The sequence below is a fragment of the Microcoleus sp. T3_A4 genome, from assembly GCF_036700465.1.
GTDB lineage: Bacteria > Cyanobacteriota > Cyanobacteriia > Cyanobacteriales > Microcoleaceae > Microcoleus.
The window spans coordinates 1-20,187 of the sequence record NZ_JAUBOY010000034.1 but is presented as its reverse complement, the minus strand read 5'-3'; the positions used below and the strand labels follow the sequence as shown (position 1 = coordinate 20,187).

Below are 20,187 nucleotides of genomic sequence, written 5' to 3'. Positions count from 1 at the left end.
AACCATCTACTCTACATATTCACCTACATTGCACTTTCCCGCAATCTCTTTTGCACCCCGTACTTGATCAAGTCTGTGGGTAGAACGGATGATTTTTCGATCTGTGCTACGTAAGATTTAAATCAAGAATGAATCTAAATATCTGAGGTTTTAAATTATGTTAGACATCACAACTAATCCTAACGATCGCCTTTATTTCAATCAACAGTCAAACGAGCTCGCCCAATCCACATTTCCGGCTAACAGCGACTTGCTCAATGGAGCGATCCAGCCATTGAATATTCCTGGTTATAATGCTGAATCTAGCTTGACTCATCCTACAGCATCCAGCTTCGACTCACAGAAACAGATAGCAGATTTTATTGTAGCTAATGCAGGCGCTGGCTTCAGTTACTCTGCGAGCGAGCGAGTTACTGGCGATGTCGCCGATTCTCAACTCAAACTGCAGTCACAATCGGCGAATATAAACGCAGATCCGCTAACAGGAACGATATCTGCTTCCCAGTTGAATTTCGCCGATCCAGGTAACTCTCTTTCGATAGCTCGTAATATTGTTGGTGTTGAAAATGGTAGCATCAACTTAACTGATTTTGTCGGAGTTGGAGCTTCCAACCATTTCTATCGATTCGATATCAACACTAAGAGCAATTTTAGCCTGCGTCTAGACGGTTTGAGAGCAGATGCTGACGTAAAGCTAATTCAAGATAGAAACCGCAACGGTGTAGTTGATTTTGGGGAAACTATTGACTACTCTCTTGAGAGTGGCATCGCCCCCGATGTCATTAATGTACCCAATCTGGCTCCAGGAACATACTATGTGCAAGTCTCTAGCTTCTTAAACAACTCTACCAATTACAACCTGAATCTTTCTGCCACCTCTATTCCTGAACTAAATATTCCCACATCTAGCGGCACTTTTAATAGTAATTACGGCTACGGCTTGGTGAATGCAAATGCAGCAGTTTCCAACACCTTAAACCGCTCAATTACTTTCCCTGATCTTCCCGATTTGGGCGAGAATAATTGGGCGCTAGATGTCATAAACGCACCGGAAGTTTGGAATCAAAACATTACCGGAAATGGCATTGTTGTAGCTGTCGTGGATAGTGGTGTTGACTACACCCATCCTGACTTGGATGACAATATTTGGCGGAACGCTGGTGAAATTGCTGGAAACGGCATCGATGACGATCGCAACGGATATATTGATGATATTCGGGGTTGGGATTTTGTGGCTAGCGACAACAACCCAATGGATCTGGATTTCGACGGTCACGGGACTCACATAGCAGGTGCGATCGCGGCGGAACGAAATGATTTTGGCATCACAGGAGTTGCGCCCAATGCTAAGATTATGCCTGTCAGAGTGTTAGACGCCTTTGGTTACGGCGAGTTGAATAATGTTGCTGCTGGAATCCGGTATGCTGCTGATAATGGAGCAAATGTAATTAACCTCAGTTTGGGAAATGAGTTTTACCCTTCCAACCTGGTGAATGACGCAATTGAGTATGCAAATAACAAAGGCTCTGTTGTGGTGATAGCAGCGGGAAATTCGGGTTTTAGCCAACCTGATTACCCAGCTCGTAATGCCGATCGCTTGGGAATTGCAGTGGGCAGCATTGATATAAACGGCAGGATGGCTGACACCTCGAACCGTGCGGGTTCCACACCTTTAGATTACTTAGTTGCTCCGGGAGTAGACATCTATTCTACAACTCCCTATAGCACCTATGACACCCTAACTGGCACATCTATGGCAACGCCACAAGTAGCGGGTGTAGCGGCTTTAGTTTTGAATGCTAATCCGACTTTGACTCCAGCTCAAGTTGAGCACATTTTGACGACAACTTCTAATCGGAATGGGTTGATAGGATAGCATTGCAAATCCCGACTTAAGTCCTGCGGATATTAATCGAGCATTAGAGCAGACGGCTCTGGATATGGACGATCTAAACACGCCAGGTTTTGATTTTGGACTTGACTACGCCAGTGGGAAATGGTTTGATTCAAACCGATCGGGCGATCGCTAAAATAGTCGTCTAATTCAGATTAGAGTCCCCATCCCTGCGGCGAGATTGGGGAGACAGAGTAAGCTTCTATGAAGGTCGATCGCCGGTGGCAGAGTGAGGCGATCGCACGACGACGGCAGAAAGAGCGATCGGGCTAATTCTCTAAATTCCAACTCTAGAATCCTATGCTGTATTCCCCATTTAAGCGACTCAAATCAACCCACTCTAGGGTCACTCATGTTTTCCTAGCTTCCATTTCCCTGTTCGTGCTTGCCACTATCCCCCTATTAACTACTCCTGACTCTCTCTTCCCAGCGATCGCTCAAACTACGGATGCTCGTGAAGCAGAGGGCGATCGGCTGTTTCAGCAGGGGATTCAACAGTTTCAGACTAGGCAATTCCCAGCAGCGCTGAATTCCTGGCAACAGGCACTGGAAATTTATCGTGCTCTCAAAAACCGCCTTAAGGAGGGTCGGGCACTGAACAATTTGGGAGCCATTTACGCCGCTCTAGGCAACAACGCCAAAGCCATTGAGTATGCACAGCAATATTTAGTCATCGCCCGCGAAACTAAAAACCGCGAATGGGAAGAGGCAGCACTGGGCATTTTGGGACTCGCTTACCAGTCTCTGGGCAACCATACTAAAGCAATTGAGTATGCACAGCAGAGGTTAGCCATCGCCCGCGAACTTAAAGACCGCCTCAGTGAAGGTGCAGCACTGGGCCTTTTGGGAGACGCTTACCAGTCTCTGGGCAACCATACTAAAGCAATTGAGTATGCACAGCAGAGGTTAGCCATCGCCCGCGAAATTAAAAACCGCCGAATGGAGGGTGCAGCACTGGACAAATTGGGCAAGATTTACGGCTCTCTGGGCAACCTTACTAAAGTCATAGAGTATTTACAGCAATATTTAGTCATCGCCCGCGAAATTAAAAACCGAAAAGGGGAAGAGGCAGCACTGGGCATTTTGGGATTCGCTTACAACTCTCTGGGCAACCATACTAAAGCCATTGAATATGCACAGCAATATTTAGTCATCGCCCGCGAAATTAAAAACCGAAAAGGGGAAGAGGCAGCAGTGAGCATTTTGGGAGTCGCTTACAACTCTCTGGGCAATCATACTAAAGCCATTGAGTATGCACAGCAGAGCTTAGCCATCGCCCGCGAAACTAAACACCGCTTTGGGGAGAGTTGGGCACTGGACATTTTGGGAGTCGCTTACCTGTCTCTGGGCAACTATGCTCAAGCCATTGAGTATGCACAGCAGAGGTTAGCCATCACCCGCGAAATTCAGAACCGCAAAGGGGAAGGTTCAGCACTGGCGAATTTGGGAAACGCTTACAACTCTCTGGGCAACCATATTAAAGCCATAGAGTATTTACAGCAATATTTAGTCATCGCCCGCGAAATTAAGGATCGCGAAGGGGAAGGGAATGCACTGGGGACTTTGGGAGGTGCTTACGACTCTCTGGGCAACCATACTAAAGCCATAGAGTATTTACAGCAATATTTAGGGATCGCCCGCGAACTTAAGAACCGCCAAGGGGAAGGTTCAGCACTGGCGAATTTGGGAAACGCTTACAACTCTCTGGGCAATCATACTAAAGCCATTGAGTATGCACAGCTCAGTTTAGCCATTGCCCGCGAAATTAAACACCGCGAAGGGGAAGGGAATGCACTGGGGACTTTGGGAGGTGCTTACGACTCTCTGGGCAACCATACTAAAGCCATAGAGTATTTACAGCAGAGGTTAGCCATAGCCCGGGAAATTAAGAACCGCCAAGAGGAAGGTTCAGCACTGAACAGTTTGGGAATCGCTTACGGGGATCTAGGCAACTATGCCAAAGCCATAGAGTATTTACAGCTCAGTTTAGCCATCGCCCGCGAAATTCAGGACCGCAAAGGGGAAGGGGGTACACTGGTGAATTTGGGAGTCGCTTACGACTCTCTGGGCAACCATACTAAAGCCATTGAGTATGCACAGCAGAGTTTAGCGATTGCCCGCGAAATTAAAAACCGCGAAGGGGAAAAGGCCGCACTGGGGAATTTGGGAGTCGCTTACCGGTCTCTAGGCAACTATGCTCAAGAAATTGAGTATTTACAGCAATATTTAGTCATCGCCCGCGAAATTAAAGACCGCAAAGGGGAAGGTTCAGCACTGGGGAGTTTGGGAGTCGCTTACAACTCTCTGGGCAACTATGCTCAAGCCATTGAGTATGCACAGCAATATTTAGTCATCGCCCGCGAAATTAAAGACCGCGAAGGGGAAGGGAATGCACTGGGGAATTTGGGAGTCGCTTACAACTCTCTGGGCAACTATGCCAAAGCCATTGAGTATACAGAGCTCAGTTTAGCCATCGCCCGCGAAATTAAAGACCGCGAAGGGGAAGGGAATGCACTGGGGAATTTGGGAAACCCTTACCGGTCTCTGGGCAACTATGCCAAAGTCATTGAGTATACAGAGCAGAGTTTAGCCATCGCCCGCGAACTTAAAAACCGCGAAGGGGAAGGGAATGCATTGGGGAATTTGGGAATCGTTTACCGCTTGCTAGGCAACGATGCTAAAGCCATTGAGTATGCACAGCAGAGTTTAACCATCTTCCGCGAAATTAAGGACCGCAAACAGGAAGGTGGGGCACTGGCGAATTTGGGAAGTGTTTACCAGTCTCTGGGCAACTATACCAAAACCCTTGAGTACACACAGCAGAGTTTAGCCATCTTCCGCGAAATTAAAGACCGCCTTGGGGAAGGGAATGCACTGGGGAATTTGGGAGGTGCTTACCTGTCTCTGGGCAACTATGCTAAAGCCATTGAGTATGCACAGCAGAGTTTAACCATCTTCCGCGAAATTAACAACCGCCAAGATGAAGGTGTGGCACTCAACAAGCTCGCAGAAGCGTTCTTAAAAGCTGGCAACCCAACAGAATCTGAAAAAATGCTCGTCAATGCCATTCAAGTTTGGGAATCGATGCGTCAAATGCTCGGCTCCAACGACGCGCATAAAGTATCCATCTTTGAAAGACAAGCTCGCACCTATCGGACTTTACAACGAGTCCGGGTGGCTCAAAATAACCCGATCGCCGCTTTAGAAATTGCGGAACGGGGACGCGCTCGTGCCTTTGTCGATCTCCTGACAGAGCGCTTATCAACTGGTGATGCCAATCCGGTCATCGCCTCTGCTCCCAACCAGGATCAAATCCGACAAATCGCCAAAGGACAGAATGCCACTTTGGTGCAGTATTCGATCATCTACGACGACTTTCAGATTGAGGGCAAACAAGTAGGGCGAGAATCCGCGCTCTACATCTGGGTGATTCAACCGACGGGCGAAATCGCGTTTCGCCAAGTAGACCTCAAACCCCTGTGGCAAAAACACAACGCCTCTCTAGCCAGCTTAATTATTGGCAATCAAGAATTCCTCGCCGTCCGCAGTCGCAGCAGTCTTGGCTCCACCCAACCCCAACCCAACTTACCGACGCTGCATCAACTGCTGATTGACCCAATTGAAACGCTTTTGCCAAAAGACCCCAATGCCCATGTCGTTTTTATTCCCCAAGCTTCCCTGTTCCAAGTACCTTTCCCCGCCCTGCAAGATGCCAGTGGCACTTACTTAATCGAAAAACACACGATTCTCACCGCCCCCTCGATTCAAGTATTGGATTTGACTCGACAACAACGACAGAAGTTGGTACAGAAGCCAGCCAACAGCAGTAACGCTCTAGTATTGGGCAATCCCACCATGCCAAGCGTGTCTCTCTCTCCCGGAGTACCGAAACAGCAATTGTCTCCTCTACCAGGGGCTGAAGCCGAAGCTAGAGCGATCGCCCCTCTGCTCAAAACCCAAGCCATCACAGGCACACAAGGGACAAAAGCTGCGATCGTTCAACAAATGCCCCAAGCATCGATTATTCACTTAGCAACCCATGGATTGCTGGATGATGTGCGCGGATTGGGAAGTGCGATCGCCCTGGCTCCTTCTGGTAGCGATGACGGCTTATTGACTGCAGAAGAGATTTTCGATATGAAACTGCAAGCAAATTTAGTCGTTTTGAGTGCTTGTAACACTGGAGAAGGCAGAATTACCGGGGATGGAGTAATTGGCTTGTCACGCGCTTTGATTTCGGCAGGAGTGCCCAGCGTGATTGTTTCTTTATGGGCGGTTCCCGATGCGCCGACATCGGAATTGATGCAGGCATTTTATCAAAACTTGCAAAATAATCCCGACAAAGCACAGGCATTGCGGCAAGCAATGTTAACCACGATGAAAACTCACCCCCAGCCGCGAAATTGGGCGGCATTTACTCTGATTGGGGAGGCCGAGTAAGGACGATCGCCACAACCAGATTACAGAGTACGATCGAGGATACTGCCCCTATCGGGAAACTGGCGGCTGCAAAACTTTAGCATCCTTTGCTATTTCCGCTGACTCCAAAACCTCCTCTAAAACCGGAGAAGGAATCGGCACTTCTTCAACTACCTGATGCTTTTCCAAAGTCAAGCGAGACTGAGATGAACCCGACAATCTTTTCAACAATTTCGGTGTCGGATCGTACAGCAAATAAATAATTCGATCGCCTGCTTGCCAAATCTGGGTCGCCGACACTACTTGCAAGTATCCTTGCCTTTCCAGCAGCAGTGGCACCAACTCCCCGGCTTTAACCAAAGCTTGTAAGTGAGCAATCTGAAACTGCAATCCCTCTGTTTTTAACTCAGTTTCCCCCAATTTCACTTCGCCGTCGCTCAAATATTCGTTCCAATCCTTCAGCGACAAATCCGAGACAAAAGCTTGATTGATTTTAGTCGGATTTGCAGGCATATTTGCTTGCGGCTCTTTGGGGAATATTGCCAAAACCCTCGGCGGTGCAAACTCTTCGGCTGCTCGCTGAGCTAACACTAAGTTTACCTCGCCATTGTTAGTCATTGCCAAAAAAGTTCCCATCGATTCCAGTCCGGCTTCTTCTAACACGCTGTGGTCTAGAGCACTGCTCAAAAACACCCGCAAACCCTCTCGTTCGGCTTGTTCGCAAGCTTCGGGATTTGTGTCGATAATTGCCACAGATTCTCCGCGTTCTTGAAACAAGCGAGCAATTAATCTGCTCAAAGGATTTGATCCGACAATTGCTGCACCAGTTGCCGATTTTGAGGTGATGCCCAACAGTTGAGCGATCCGGCCGGCCGTTAGTCCCTGGACGAAAACTGTCATAATAATTGTTAGGAAAACTAAGGCTTTAATCGAGTCGCCACCGTTGATTCCCCGCTGGGTGAGCAAAATTGCAAATAAAGATGCGATCGACGCTGAGACAATTCCCCTCGGCGCTACCCAACAAACAAATAATTTCTGCCGCCAATTCAGTCCGCTATTCCAAGTACAAAGCCAAACGTTGATCGGCCGCACTACCCACATTAAAGCTAAAACTGTAAACAAACTTCCCCAACCGAGGGCGACCACACTAGCGAGGGATAAATCGGCCGCCAGCAGCACGAACAGCATGGAAATAGCAAGGACTGTCAGTTGACCTTTAAACCTCCTCAGCAGCCTTTCTTCCGGCACAGCAGCGGCTCTGAGGACGATGCCGGATAGGACTGTTGCCATCAGTCCCGATTCGCTGCGGATTTCTTCTGCTAAGCCGAAGAATCCCCACAAACCGGCTAAAACTACTAAGTTTTTGAGGTCTTCGGAGAGAAATTGCGATCGCTTGAGAATGAATCCCAGCAGCCAACCTCCCGCAACTCCGATGACTGCGCCAACTAATAGTCGCACGATTAAATCTCGGAACAAAACCAGCAAATCAGCATTGCCGTTCAAAATAATATTCAGCACCAATACTGCCAGAATTGCTCCGACTGGATCGATTAAAACGCCTTCGGCTTCTAGCAAGGCGGCAACTTTTTTGTCAACGGATACTTGTTTGAGCAAAGGGCCGATTACTGTCGGGCCGGTGACGACTACTAGAGAAGCATACAAAAATGCGATCGGCCAGGGAAATTCCCCCAACCAGTGTGCGGCCATTCCGCCGCCAATTAGGGTAATTAAAGTGCCTACGGTAACTAAATTGCGGATGCTGCCGGAAAGTTTTCCCAAATCTCGCAATTCCAAATTCAAGCCGCCTTCAAACAGAATTAAAGCTACGCAAAGGGATACCATAACTTCCAAACCGCTGCCCAGCAGATTGGGGTGCAGCACTCCGAAGCAGTCTGGGCCGGCTAAAATGCCAAACAACAGCAAAAAGACGATCGCCGGAACTTTCAAATAAGCGGCGAGAACTTGAGCGCTGATGCCACAGATGACGGTCATGACCATCAACAGGGTGATGTTAAAGGAGATTTCCATAGATATAATTGTTACAGGCTGCCCGCTTAGTTTTAAATGTTCGATCGCGGGTAATTGGAGTGCAGGCGCTATTTTCGGCGCAGCTTACCAACTCGGCACGTCCCTGGATTTTTCCCAATAAGATTAAAAAAACTTGATAGTCGCTATAACTTTATCAGATAATTCTCTTGGCGTCAAAGATGGGAGTAAGCTGTAGCTAAGCGAGAGATTGTCTGTTATGTTAGAGAGTTGGACGGGGATGCGGGCACAGAGGGAGAGGATTTGACGAGTTTTGATGGGGAGTCATTCGATTTTAGATTTTAGATTTTGGATTGACCCCACGGATAAATTCGGAGGCTTGAGGATTTTAGATTTTCGATTTGGGATTGATTCCACGGATAAATCACGTGGCGGGTACCACTTTTGAAATTCGCTTGTCAATCTCAAATCTCAAATCTCAAATAGCAAGAGTTGTCGGCTTTCCAATTACAGAGCGATCAAACCCCCAAATTTATCTGTGGAGTCAATCTCCCATCTAAAATCTCCCATCTAAAATTTATAATCGACTGGCATTCTGCCACCTGCTAAAAAACTCCGATAGAATTGCCGGTGAAACTCGCCCCTCCAGCCAATCTAAAGCCTGGTTTTGCTGGGGTGCGGCCCGATAAAATTTGCACGCATCTATCAGCCGAATCGGAGAATTAGTGACAATAGATTGAGATCGCCATTTTTGTGCAAACTCGTTAATAATAGCCGGAGAAAGTTGTTTTTGCAGCCAATCTAAAGCTTGGTCTTGTTGTGCTAAACCGCGATAAAATTTGCCCACATCTATCAATCGCAAATTACTGTCTTGAGGTAAGGTAGTTGCCCGCCATTTTTGAGCAAATTCCCCTAAAACAGAGGTAGAAACTTGACTTTGCAGCCAAATTAAGGCAGTATCTTGGCTAGCCTTAGCTTGATAAGACGAGAATACCTGAGTCAGCCGCACGTCTGATATGGGAGGGGGAGTCGGAGTGGGAGTCGGCTGCGGAGTGGGTGTCGGGGCTGGAGGGGGAACAATTACTTTGGGAGATTTTCGCATCAAAGCGGCCCAGGTTTTGAGGCTGGCAATACCGTCTGGATTGAGACCTTGAAATTTCTGAAACGAGATGAGCGCCGCTGTGGTGGTAGCTCCAAATTTGCCGTCCATCGCGCCTTGATAGAAACCTTTAATTCTTAATTCCTTCTGGATGTCTGCAACTTTATAACTTACGGCGCCTTCTCGGACGCTTTCAAAAATATTGGTGTCTACATTGCCCGATACGCCTGACACGCTGCCACTGTCGCTGTATTGCCAAAAAGTCCAAGTTTTCCAGCCACCGGGCACCCAAGGTTCCTCAGCACTGGTATAGTGAGCAATCCACAGTGGGTAATCGGCAAACCGTGTTGTCCCCAGGTTGTCCCAGAAACCGGGGTAAGTGTAGATAATCGGCCGCATCAAGGTGGCTTTTTCGACTGCTTCTAACCAAATTGCGGCTCGATCGCACAATTGAGTCGCACTCAAACCCCCTGTAGTTTCCATATCCAAGACTGGCGGCAAATCCCCCGGTTCGAGTTTTACAGTTTTCAAGAACAAATCTATTTGTCCTTGAATGCTGCTTGCAGGTTGAAAAAAGTGGTAAGCACCGCGTTGAATCCCCGCCGCTTTCATCGCCGCCCAATTGCGAGCGAAAGTTTGGGCAACGAACGTTGCACCTTCGGTCGATTTGACAAAACTGAAGGTAATACCATCCCGCGCAACGGCTGGCCAATTGACATTGGGCTGGTAGTCGGAAACATCTATACCGCGAATACTCATATTACCAAGAGTTGAGAAAAGCTGGTTTGCTCTGAAGCAGCGACTCGATTAAGGGTACATTAAATTGTAATGCTAAGTCGCTAAGTGTTTTTTTTGCAGTGGAGATTGTGCGAATGAACTTCGATCGAATAGAGCCCGGCCCTGGTCAAGAGTCTGTTTGGGATTACCCACGTCCCCCTCGGCTTGAGGAATCGACCAAACACGTACAGATAATTTTTAATGGAGTGACGATCGCCGACACGCGCCGTCCTCAGCGGGTATTGGAGACAAGCCACCCTCCTGCCTACTATATCTGCCCCGATGACATCAAAATGGAATATTTGCACAAAACTTTACGGGGTTCTTGGTGCGAGTGGAAGGGACAAGCCGGTTATTACACTGTGACGGTAGAGTCGAAAGAAGTAGTAAATGCTGCTTGGTTTTATCCCAATCCTAATCAGGTTTTTGCAGGTATTAAAGATTATGTGGCTTTTTATCCGAGCAAGATGGATGCCTGTTATGTGGACGGGGAATTAGTGCAATCTCAACCAGGGGATTTTTACGGTGGCTGGATTACCAAAGATATTGTCGGCCCGTTTAAGGGAGGGTCAGGAACGTGGGGGTGGTGAGGGAAGGTTGAGTTTTGAGTTTTGAGTTTTGAGTTGAGAACAGCGACAGAAACCACGTTTTTTTTTACGCAAAACCTCATTACAGCTTCGACTCGGTTTAAATAAAAAAACCATGTTTATTGAGTTTGTGAGCGCCGCGAATGAGTTAAGGATTGGCTCTGAAATCTTCTTCTGACGACGCAAAAAGCCAACCGTAAAAAAAATGAATAATAATTCAATAGCTTTCTAATTGAGTGAGGATAAATCAATGTAATGCAATGCAGGCAAGGCATAAGCTAACGCCGCAGCTTATCCCTTGAAAGAAACAGTGTAGTCAAGAATACAGTGACTGTTCATAAATAAATGTTAGTATAAGTTAATATCTGACACTAGCTTTGTTGCTTCTTTATTATTTATTTATTCGGATCTGCGCTGTGTCTGTTGAATTTATTGAGCCGTCCAACTCGCCAGAAAACTCACCCAAAAATTTATCTTTAGAGTCTACTCTTAAGGATCTGGCTCTCTTCAATTTTCAGGTTGACTCCTCATATCTCGCCAAAGAAGTAGCTCGGTGGTTTCAATCTAACCCGCTGCTTCCGGGAGTTATCTTAAACGTAAATGGGGAATTTTTAGGGATGATATCGCGTCGGCGATTTATGGAACGCATGAGCCGCCCTTACGGAGTAGATATATTTGCTTGCAGACCGATTATAGCCTTGTATCAAATAGCTCAAACCGATATTTTGATTTTACCAGGAGTAGCCTTAATTGTCATGGCAGCTCAGCGCTCCGTGCAGCGACCGCCGGAACTACTTTACGAACCGATTGTTGTGCAGTTAGAACCTCAAGTTTACCGACTTTTAGACGTGCACCAACTCTGGGTAGCTTTATCCCAAATTCACCAACAAGCTACTTGGTCTATGAGCGAACTTTATTACAATTTATCCCTTACGCAATCCGAGCTAGAAGCAGCTAATTCTCAATTAAAAGCAGCTAATTCCGAACTGTATCGCCTTGCCAACTTAGATGGCTTAACTCAGATTGCTAACCGCCACTGTTTTAACGAATACTTAGAGAAAAAATGGCAAGAATTGGGAGAAGCTGCTGCAGAAATATCTTTGATTTTATGCGATGTTGACTTTTTTAAGAGATACAACGATACTTACGGACATCAGGCGGGAGATGCTTGCTTGCAGCAGGTAGCCAAAACTATTGTTGAGGCTGTACATTACTCCGCAGGCGCCGTTTCCGGGGAGACTCTGGTGGCTCGTTACGGCGGTGAAGAATTTGCGGTAATTTTACCCCGCACTTCGTCTGAAATAGCTGTTTGGATTGCAGAGCAAATTCGAGTTTGGGTAAAAGAACTAGAAATCGAACACCTTAATTCAGCGGTGTGTTCTTTCGTGACGCTGAGTTTGGGGGTAGCAAGCACGTTTCCTCATCCCGAAACTTCTCAGGAAAATCTGCTTGCAGCGGCAGACCGTTCGCTTTATCAAGCTAAAGACCGAGGTCGCGATCGAGTGATTTTAGATTTTAGATTTTAGATTGGAAAAAGTTATCCACGGATTTATCCGTGGGCTTGTTTAATGGTTTCGATCACAGATTGTCTGGCAAATCGCCGATCGACCTGCCAATGCTAGCCAGTAATTTCTCCAAAGCTTTCATCTGCTTGACGGTGAACGTGGGTACGTTCTTCCCCAACTCCCAACGGCTGATTGTTTGCGACGAAACGCCAAGCTCTCGCGCCAAATCTTCCTGACTCATGTCCAGTTCTTCCCTGAGCTTCTTCAAATGCGACTCTTCATCTTCTGGTCGCGGAACGGGCTTTTTCGGCATAACTTCGATCGCACATTTTTTCTATAAGATGCTTAAGCATCTTAGGATCGCGAATTAAATCACTTACAATTTTAATTGTTATTGTGGGATGGGCGTCCCGCCCGTCTTTTTTGGACGGGCGGGACGCCCATCCCACAAACTTGTGGAAGTTATTTAATTCTCATTCCTTACTTCCTTCCTCGGAGAAGATTATCTACTTCTGATTCTTCCTGACTCTTCCTTCGCGTTTTTTGCGTCTTCGCGGTTCAATCATACTAATTTTTCCGACCCGCCAACAGTAATTAAACAACAAACAGATCGCCCAACGGTAAGGCGCATAGCTCGAAAGGCGCGATCGCTCCTATTCTCATTTGAAATATTATCGGGCGATCGTCCCCAGTCTACAAAGACTCGCACCAAGCACGTTCTGCCGTCCAGTGTCTGTCTGAAGATTCATAAATCCTCAACCCATCCAACCCGGCATTTTGGATCATCTCCTCAACTTCATCCAGCGTAAATGCTGCTTGCAACGAATCGCTGAATAACTGTTTCTGATGCGCGTTGCAATCTCCCGCATACAGATTGACTAAATTATCCCTGATTTCCGCTTTTTCCGGCCGCAGCAAATCCCGCAAAAAAATTGCTCCCTGCGGCTTCAACACCCGCTTGACTTCGCGCAAAAACGGCAGCGGATCGGGCAAATGGTGGATAATGCTGTTAGAAATCACCATGTCAAAATAATTGTCAGGGTAAGGCATGGTCTTAGCATCAATTAATTCGAGACTAATTTGCGATCGCACGCCTGCCTTTTCCACATTTTGTGCCCCGACTTTTAGCATATTTGCCGACAAATCAATGCAAGTCAATTTCCATGCTGGCCGGAGTTGACAAAGTGCGATCGGAATTCTCGCCGTACCCGTCCCCGCATCCAAAACGTTTCCAAAAACCGGCCCCAACGCCGCAGCACTCTGAGCAAAAGCAGCATTAACCTCAGCAAAATCCATCGAATCGTATTCGATCGCCTCTTCCAAGGAATCCATCACTTCCGGTTCCAAAACTCGCTGCATAAAATTTATCTCGTTATCGGGCATTTCCATATAGGGGTTCAGTTTCGCCTGCAAAAGCTCGACTAACTCCGGTTCCATATATTCGTAATTGTCCGGGATTTGCAGGCAAATAACTTTCTTGCCTTCGAGACTTTCAGGAAATTTGCTGCGGAGTCGATCGCCATGCTTCTTCTCCATCACAAATATCACATCCGCCCAACCGACAAGACCCTCAGTGACTCTAATTCTTGCACCTTTTTCCGTTCCCGCCGATCGCACACTGTAGCCACTAACCTTCTGGCATATTTTCTCCGCAGTCAAACTTCTCCACTTATTCTGACTGCACACAAACAATATCTTGATTTTATCCATTCAGACACAATTACAAAATTCTATGTTTATCGTGGCACGGGCGTCCCGCCTGTGCTTCCAAAGCGGTTAAAAATTTCCTTCTAATTTCTCCCCGCTGGCACCTTGCATACCACAAATCATGTATTTTGTCAAATACACCCAAATCTCCGTTACAATTCTTAAACCATAAAATGCGGATTTTGCATAAACAATTGTACTTATTACATCTGTGAGTTCGTTAATTTTACGATTTTAAAAGCTTACAGCCTCAAAAAGTAAAATTAGTCATAATGCCCCTGGATTTTGAAAATCGTACCACAAGCCTCAAAGCAAGTAAATAGGTAAAATAATTGAGAATGAAGTCAATAATTTTGCTCATCTTTAGATTTTCTTAAGATTTCCGCAGTCAAAATAGATCGAACATTTAAAACTAAATCGACTTTTAGATTGTTTTTGCTTATTAAAGTAGTTGGAATTGCCCCGAAGACCGATCGACCCTCAAAAATAGATAGAGATGCTCGATCGCCCAATGGCATCCCACCAAACTCGATCGAACTCTGCTAGAATTAGTAAAACGAAGTCGTTATGAGTTTAAGTAAATAGCTATGACCAACGAAACCGTAGAAAACCTAGTAATTATCGGCTCCGGACCCGCAGGCTACACAGCAGCCATCTACGCCGGGAGGGCAAACCTGAAACCCGTAGTATTTGAAGGCTACCAAGCCGGAGGTGTCCCCGGCGGTCAACTGATGACCACCACAGAAGTAGAAAACTTCCCCGGCTTTCCCGAAGGCATCACCGGGCCGGAACTCATGGATCGGATGAAAGCTCAAGCAGCGCGCTGGGGTGCGGAGTTATACACAGAAGATGTAATTTCGGTGGATTTGAGCCAGCGTCCGTTTACAGTGCGATCGGAAGACAGAGAAATCAAAACCCACACGATAGTAATAGCTACAGGCGCGACGGCGAAAAGGCTGGGGCTGCCTAGCGAACACGTATTTTGGAGTCACGGCATTTCTGCCTGTGCCATTTGCGACGGCGCTACCCCAATTTTTAAAGGAGTAGATTTAGCTGTAATCGGCGCGGGCGATACCGCAGCGGAAGAATCTATTTATTTGACAAAATACGGCTCTCACGTACATATGCTGGTGCGGCGCGATCAAATGCGCGCCAGCAAAGCCATGCAAGACAGAGTGCTGAGCAATCCCAAAATTACCGTGCACTGGAACACCGAAGCACTGGATATCTTGGGCGAAGCGGGCGGCAAAATGGACGGGGTGAGACTTAGAAATATCGTGACAGGTGCCGAGAGCGATTTGCTGGTGAAAGGATTGTTTTATGCGATCGGTCACACTCCCAACACTCAACTGTTCCAAGGTCAGTTAGAACTCGACGAAGTAGGTTATGTCGTTACCAAACACGGTTCGGTAGAAACCAGCGTCGAGGGAGTTTACGCCGTCGGCGACGTGCAAGACCACGAGTTTCGCCAAGCCATCACCGCCGCCGGTAGCGGTTGTATGGGGGCGATGTTGGCAGAAAGGTGGCTGTCGTCCAATGGTTTAGCTCAGGAATTCCACCAAACCGAGGAATCCGAGCAACCCGCCGCAGCGCCGGAAGCTCAAAAAGTACGCAAAACCAGCGCGAACTTTGATATCCAAGACACGCGCCACGAAGGAGGTTATGCTTTGCGGAAGTTGTTCCACGATAGCGATCGACTCATTGTGGTCAAATATGCCTCTCCGAGTTGTGGGCCTTGCCACAGCCTCAAGCCGATTTTGAACAAAGTAGTAGATGAGTTCGAGGGCAAAATCCACTACGTGGAAATTGACATCGAAGAAGATCCAGAAATTGCTGAAAATGCTGGCGTGATTGGTACGCCGACGATTCAGTATTTCAAAGACAAAGATTTGGTAGCTGAACTCAAAGGAGTTAAGCCAAAAAGCCAGTACCGCGAGTTAATTGCCAGTAATTTGTAGGAAGGCAAATTAGCGAAGACTTTTTAACCGCTGATATCTGCGTTCATCTCCGGTTAAAAAGTCTTCCTATGGTTTTCGGTAAATATTGATATGCTGATGAAAACAAATCTGACGCACGAATTATCAATTATGGCTCAAAGCCGCCTCCGACTGCCGCGATTTCTCAACAGTGCCTCACCGTCAAGCCTGTCAATGAAAATGATGTGGGCAGGTTTGACAATCACTGCCGTGTTTATATTGGTAGCCACCTTGTCTCCAGCTATGCAAGCTTGGGGATGGCTGCAAAATCCTACGGAGGCTTTGATTAACCCCATCCACGAACCGCCGTCGGCGAATTATTGGTTTGGTACTAGCCGCAGCGGCTACGATGTGTTTTCCCGCACGCTGTTTGCTTCTCGGGCGGCTTGGCAAGTGGTGATTTTAGCCACATCTTTGAGTTTGTTTATCGGTGTGCCGCTGGGTTTGGTTAGCGGTTATTTGGGCGGTAAGCTCGATCGAGTGTTGTTATTTTTAATGGATACAATTTATACTTTGCCGGGGCTGCTGCTTTCTTTGACGCTAGCGTTTGTAGTGGGAAAAGGAGTTTTGAATGCTGCGATCGCCCTGAGCATTTCCTACATCCCTCAATACTACCGCGTCGTCAGGAATCACACCGTCAGCGTCAAAACCGAATTATTTGTCGAAGCTGCGCGAGCAATGGGTGCTGACACTTGGACAGTGCTTTCGCGCTACCTGTTTCTAAATGTGATTCAGAGCGTACCTGTGCTGTTTGCGCTCAACGCTGCCGATGCGATTTTAACATTAGGAGGTTTGGGATTTCTCGGATTAGGACTTCCCGAAGCAACTCCCGAATGGGGACACGACTTGCGTTTAGCTTTAGATGCGCTACCTACTGGCATTTGGTGGACGGCTTTGTTTCCCGGTTTGGCGATGACTTTAATGGTGGTGGGACTGTCTTTGGTGGGGGAAGGATTAAACGAGTTTGTTAACCCCCGCCTGCGGAATCAGCAGTAATCTGTCTTGGGGTTAAATTAAGTTCGCAGTCAGGACTTTAGTGGTTATTCAGCAATATAACAAAAACTGAAGTCCTGACTACAAACACACGCTATAAAGAGATGGTAAGATCAGCCCGATTAATTAATTACTAAATCTTTCTCTCAATAAGGTTAATTCTTTCTAGTAAACCTTCGTTGGGTTGTCAATATAGACAGGGAGCGGAAATTTTTCTTGATAGCTTCATCCCCTAACGGTCAAGCCACATAATTTAAACCAGAGTAGAGGATAAAGCGAGACTCTGTGCTTTCGGAGGACACGCTGTAAATAATAACAAAATTTTGAGCATCGCACCAACGTCCTACCGTTCCATTGCTTTAAGTATCCTGAAGTTTAGGCCTTCTCTAACCATAGCAAGCACATCGCTAACTGGATAAATTTTTCTTCCCTGGCGGAGTTATCATCGGCAGGCAGTTGCAGCAACGTCGGCTGTGGCTTTTTTTCCGTCTGCTTGAAATTATCAAGACAATTCGGGAATCCTACCTACAATTGATGGAAGGAGTTTATTGAATCTTCACACTGTCACAATGTATTTAAAGGAATCGTGAAGTTATACTTCCGGGAGATGTCGAATTGTATTGTTTGTGAGACCCTGCGATCGCGCAAGTGCGAACCGAAAGCCAAAAATTTTAGAGAAGTCCGCAGCCCAGAGTTGCGCGGCGGGTTAACTCTCAGTAGAATTTATCCTGGTGGTTTTTGCCATGGACGCGACAAACTCGTGTCGAACTGCTTAAATAAGAATGTGACGTTAAGAACTTAATGTGATTTAACGTGAAAATTAAACCCAATTTCTGAGATTTGAGCTAACTTAACAATGAAAGCCCCTGTTGCATTACTCAACCCGCAACGCTTCATTGGGGGTCAGAGTCGGTCTCTAATCCAGAGTTACCGACTTAAAACTAAAGCTACGAGCTTTATTCAATCGCAGATTGCGTATGATTCAATTCAGGGAAACAGGGTAATGATGGGTGTATCTACACGGATTGTATTGGTTCCAATTTGGGCAACTCAAAAATTGTCTGCTAACTGTCTGGCCAACTACGCCGCAGCCGTTCACCCAGATATACGCAGAAAACAGGGCCGTTTGATCGTGCCAAAGTTTTTGCGGGCCGTTCTCAGGATTTAGCAGAGCCGGACATGAGTTAGTATTGTCAAGCTAAGCTGACAGAGTTTTCCTAGTTCTTGACCAACAATGGAAAACAACTTCCATTTTTTGTGAGAAAGGCTACAATCGGGAAGGTCTTTGCAAGATCCGATTCTCCCCGTTTGGTGCTTCAACCCTCTGCTGTTGCATTTGAGGCAGCAGACCGGCATCCAAGGTGGCGAAAACTTGCCGTGCAACTGTCATGTCTGACAACCAGAGTGAAAGCAAGGCGAATCAAAAGTTCGACACCTCCAATACAAAAGTTAGAGGGTTCCGTGCGGGAAAACTTGTACGGGTAAAAGCTCGAAGTACCGAGTAAAAAAGCCAGTATTTTTGGAAGTGTGATCGATCGCACTTCATGGTTTGCTTCTGGGGGCAAGGTATTGCAGATGATGTGGTAACTCGCTCCGAAAGAAAAAGCCGCTAGCTCAATTTAAGGTCGCGATGTTAAAATCTGCGATCAATTGAATGCGCTGACTGCTTCAAACCAGAACTCGAACAGTGACTCATAAAACAGGTGCAGTTTCGGTAACAAATTCAGCTAGCAGACCAAAAATCCCACTATTTCTTCCTGCGGGAATGTCAATCCTGGCTAACTTGTCTAAACTACAAACAGACACTATTCCACTGTTATTTATTCTTTAATTCAGGAGCATGAGGAAGACGGCATGATCCCAGCTAACACCGTACTCGCAACCACAATTACACCGGAAATGGAAACAATCGAGTTGCTTCGGGGCGCCGAAAGCGTTCTACCTGAGAGCGAGTTAGAACTCTTTATCGACGAAGAAGACGATCGAGAAGAATTCTTAGACTCTCAATCTGAGGACGACACTAAATCTGGCAAAGGCGCCAAAGCCCGCCGTCGGGCTCAGGCAAAGAAAAAGCATTATACTGAAGACTCTATTCGTCTTTACCTGCAAGAAATCGGTCGGATTCGACTGCTGCGAGCTGACGAAGAGATTGAACTAGCACGCAAGATTGCAGATTTGCTGGAATTAGAGCGAGTTCGAGAACAACTGCTCGAAGAGTATAACCGCGAACCCAAAGACAGCGAATGGGCGAATGCTGTAGATATGGCACTTCCTGCATTCCGTCACCGACTCCACGTCGGTCGTCGGGCCAAGGAAAAAATGGTGCAATCAAACCTGCGTTTGGTGGTGTCGATCGCCAAAAAATACATGAATCGCGGTTTGTCTTTCCAAGATTTGATTCAGGAAGGCTCTTTGGGTCTGATCCGGGCTGCTGAAAAATTCGATCACGAAAAAGGTTACAAGTTTTCTACCTACGCAACTTGGTGGATACGTCAAGCCATCACCCGGGCAATCGCCGACCAATCGCGCACTATCCGCCTGCCGGTTCACCTTTATGAAACCATTTCGCGGATCAAGAAAACTACTAAACTCCTGTCTCAGGAAATGGGTCGCAAGCCTACGGAAGAAGAAATTGCTACCCGCATGGAGATGACGATCGAGAAGTTGCGGTTCATCGCTAAGTCCGCACAGTTGCCTATCTCTTTAGAAACTCCGATCGGCAAAGAGGAAGACTCACGTCTGGGAGATTTTATTGAATCTGACGGGGAAACACCAGAAGATCAAGTCTCGAAAAACTTGCTTAGGGAAGACTTGGAAAGCGTTTTGGATACTCTCAGCCCCCGAGAACGAGATGTACTGCGGCTGCGTTACGGCTTAGATGACGGACGGATGAAGACCTTGGAGGAAATTGGTCAAATCTTTAACGTCACTCGTGAGCGGATTCGCCAAATCGAGGCTAAAGCCCTGCGGAAGTTGCGCCATCCCAACCGGAACAGCATCTTAAAAGAATATATCCGCTAGAGTAATTTGCTAGCATCACCCAAAAGAGTGATTCGCAGTCTTTTGGGTGGGAGACCCCCCGCCCCGGTTTCAGCTATAGCTGTTAAATTTTGTGCGGCTAACAGCAGGGAGCAATTGGCTATTTGTGGCCCAAATCGTGCTGTCAACCCACATTCCGCAGATGTGTGTGGAATTTTTTTATCAGTTGTGAAAAGTTGGAGTCAAAAAGTTTTTCCGTTTAACT

General features: G+C 46.9%; 12 protein-coding genes. 7 read left to right on the top strand and 5 right to left on the bottom strand.

The genetic code is table 11. The annotated features are described in order from the left end of the window. Positions 1-157 precede the first annotated feature (157 nt). The gene (locus QUA07_RS19610) at positions 158-1,876 is read left to right on the top strand and encodes a S8 family serine peptidase (RefSeq protein WP_333328123.1); all 1,719 of its coding nucleotides are present in this window, start codon (positions 158-160) and stop codon (positions 1,874-1,876) included. A 168-nt stretch (positions 1,877-2,044) separates the two neighbouring features. Here the strand turns inward: QUA07_RS19610 and QUA07_RS19605 are convergent, their stop codons facing one another. Continuing rightward, positions 2,045-2,182, bottom strand: coding sequence for a hypothetical protein (locus QUA07_RS19605; protein ID WP_333328120.1), 138 nt, complete (start codon positions 2,180-2,182; stop codon positions 2,045-2,047). A 12-nt stretch (positions 2,183-2,194) separates the two neighbouring features. Between QUA07_RS19605 and QUA07_RS19600 the strand changes: the two genes are divergently transcribed. Then, on the top strand, positions 2,195-6,334 hold the full coding sequence (locus QUA07_RS19600) for a tetratricopeptide repeat protein (protein ID WP_333328117.1): 4,140 nt from the start codon (positions 2,195-2,197) through the stop codon (positions 6,332-6,334). A gap of 48 nt (positions 6,335-6,382) precedes the next feature. Here QUA07_RS19600 and QUA07_RS19595 read toward each other — a convergent pair whose 3' ends face one another. Continuing rightward, positions 6,383-8,341: a cation:proton antiporter domain-containing protein gene (locus QUA07_RS19595; protein WP_333328113.1), complete on the bottom strand. Its 1,959-nt coding sequence runs from the start codon at positions 8,339-8,341 to the stop codon at positions 6,383-6,385. A gap of 535 nt (positions 8,342-8,876) precedes the next feature. After that, positions 8,877-10,157 (bottom strand): GH25 family lysozyme, encoded by a 1,281-nt coding sequence (locus QUA07_RS19590; protein WP_333328110.1) that lies wholly within the window; start codon positions 10,155-10,157, stop codon positions 8,877-8,879. Positions 10,158-10,270: 113 nt separating this feature from the next. Here QUA07_RS19590 and QUA07_RS19585 point away from each other — a divergent pair, with 113 nt between their 5' ends. Beyond that, positions 10,271-10,765, top strand: coding sequence for a DUF427 domain-containing protein (locus QUA07_RS19585; RefSeq protein ID WP_333328107.1), 495 nt, complete (start codon positions 10,271-10,273; stop codon positions 10,763-10,765). A gap of 413 nt (positions 10,766-11,178) precedes the next feature. After that, the gene (locus QUA07_RS19580; RefSeq protein ID WP_333328104.1) at positions 11,179-12,288 is read left to right on the top strand and encodes a diguanylate cyclase domain-containing protein; all 1,110 of its coding nucleotides are present in this window, start codon (positions 11,179-11,181) and stop codon (positions 12,286-12,288) included. A gap of 52 nt (positions 12,289-12,340) precedes the next feature. Here the strand turns inward: QUA07_RS19580 and QUA07_RS19575 are convergent, their stop codons facing one another. Both QUA07_RS19575 and QUA07_RS19570 read right to left on the bottom strand, forming a co-directional pair. Next, positions 12,341-12,580 carry a helix-turn-helix transcriptional regulator gene (locus QUA07_RS19575; RefSeq protein WP_333328101.1) on the bottom strand — a complete coding sequence of 80 codons (240 nt, stop codon included), beginning with the start codon at positions 12,578-12,580 and terminating at the stop codon, positions 12,341-12,343. A gap of 380 nt (positions 12,581-12,960) precedes the next feature. Next, complete coding sequence (locus QUA07_RS19570; RefSeq protein ID WP_333328099.1) at positions 12,961-13,977, bottom strand: methyltransferase domain-containing protein; 1,017 nt, start codon at positions 13,975-13,977, stop codon at positions 12,961-12,963. A 584-nt stretch (positions 13,978-14,561) separates the two neighbouring features. On the opposite strand from QUA07_RS19570, the gene trxB reads away from it, so the two are divergent. The 3 genes from trxB to rpoD all read left to right on the top strand — a co-directional run bounded on the left by trxB (position 14,562) and on the right by rpoD (position 19,964). Further along, positions 14,562-15,932: a thioredoxin-disulfide reductase gene (trxB, locus tag QUA07_RS19565; RefSeq protein ID WP_333328096.1), complete on the top strand. Its 1,371-nt coding sequence runs from the start codon at positions 14,562-14,564 to the stop codon at positions 15,930-15,932. Between the two features lie 129 nt (positions 15,933-16,061). Then, a complete protein-coding gene (locus QUA07_RS19560) occupies positions 16,062-16,946 on the top strand; it encodes an ABC transporter permease (RefSeq protein ID WP_006632901.1) in 885 nt (294 codons plus the stop codon). Positions 16,947-18,797: 1,851 nt separating this feature from the next. Further along, positions 18,798-19,964 (top strand): RNA polymerase sigma factor RpoD, encoded by a 1,167-nt coding sequence (gene rpoD, locus QUA07_RS19555; protein WP_333328093.1) that lies wholly within the window; start codon positions 18,798-18,800, stop codon positions 19,962-19,964. The last annotated feature ends 223 nt before the right edge of the window (positions 19,965-20,187 follow it).

Coding starts and splice junctions, on each gene's coding strand:
- QUA07_RS19610 (WP_333328123.1), top strand. CDS start 158: ATGTTAGACATCACAACTAATCCTAACGATCGCCTTTATTTCAATCAA.
- QUA07_RS19600 (WP_333328117.1), top strand. CDS start 2,195: ATGCTGTATTCCCCATTTAAGCGACTCAAATCAACCCACTCTAGGGTC.
- QUA07_RS19595 (WP_333328113.1), bottom strand. CDS start 8,341: ATGGAAATCTCCTTTAACATCACCCTGTTGATGGTCATGACCGTCATC.
- QUA07_RS19590 (WP_333328110.1), bottom strand. CDS start 10,157: ATGAGTATTCGCGGTATAGATGTTTCCGACTACCAGCCCAATGTCAAT.
- QUA07_RS19585 (WP_333328107.1), top strand. CDS start 10,271: ATGAACTTCGATCGAATAGAGCCCGGCCCTGGTCAAGAGTCTGTTTGG.
- QUA07_RS19575 (WP_333328101.1), bottom strand. CDS start 12,580: ATGCCGAAAAAGCCCGTTCCGCGACCAGAAGATGAAGAGTCGCATTTG.
- QUA07_RS19570 (WP_333328099.1), bottom strand. CDS start 13,977: ATGGATAAAATCAAGATATTGTTTGTGTGCAGTCAGAATAAGTGGAGA.
- trxB (WP_333328096.1), top strand. CDS start 14,562: ATGACCAACGAAACCGTAGAAAACCTAGTAATTATCGGCTCCGGACCC.
- QUA07_RS19560 (WP_006632901.1), top strand. CDS start 16,062: ATGGCTCAAAGCCGCCTCCGACTGCCGCGATTTCTCAACAGTGCCTCA.
- rpoD (WP_333328093.1), top strand. CDS start 18,798: ATGATCCCAGCTAACACCGTACTCGCAACCACAATTACACCGGAAATG.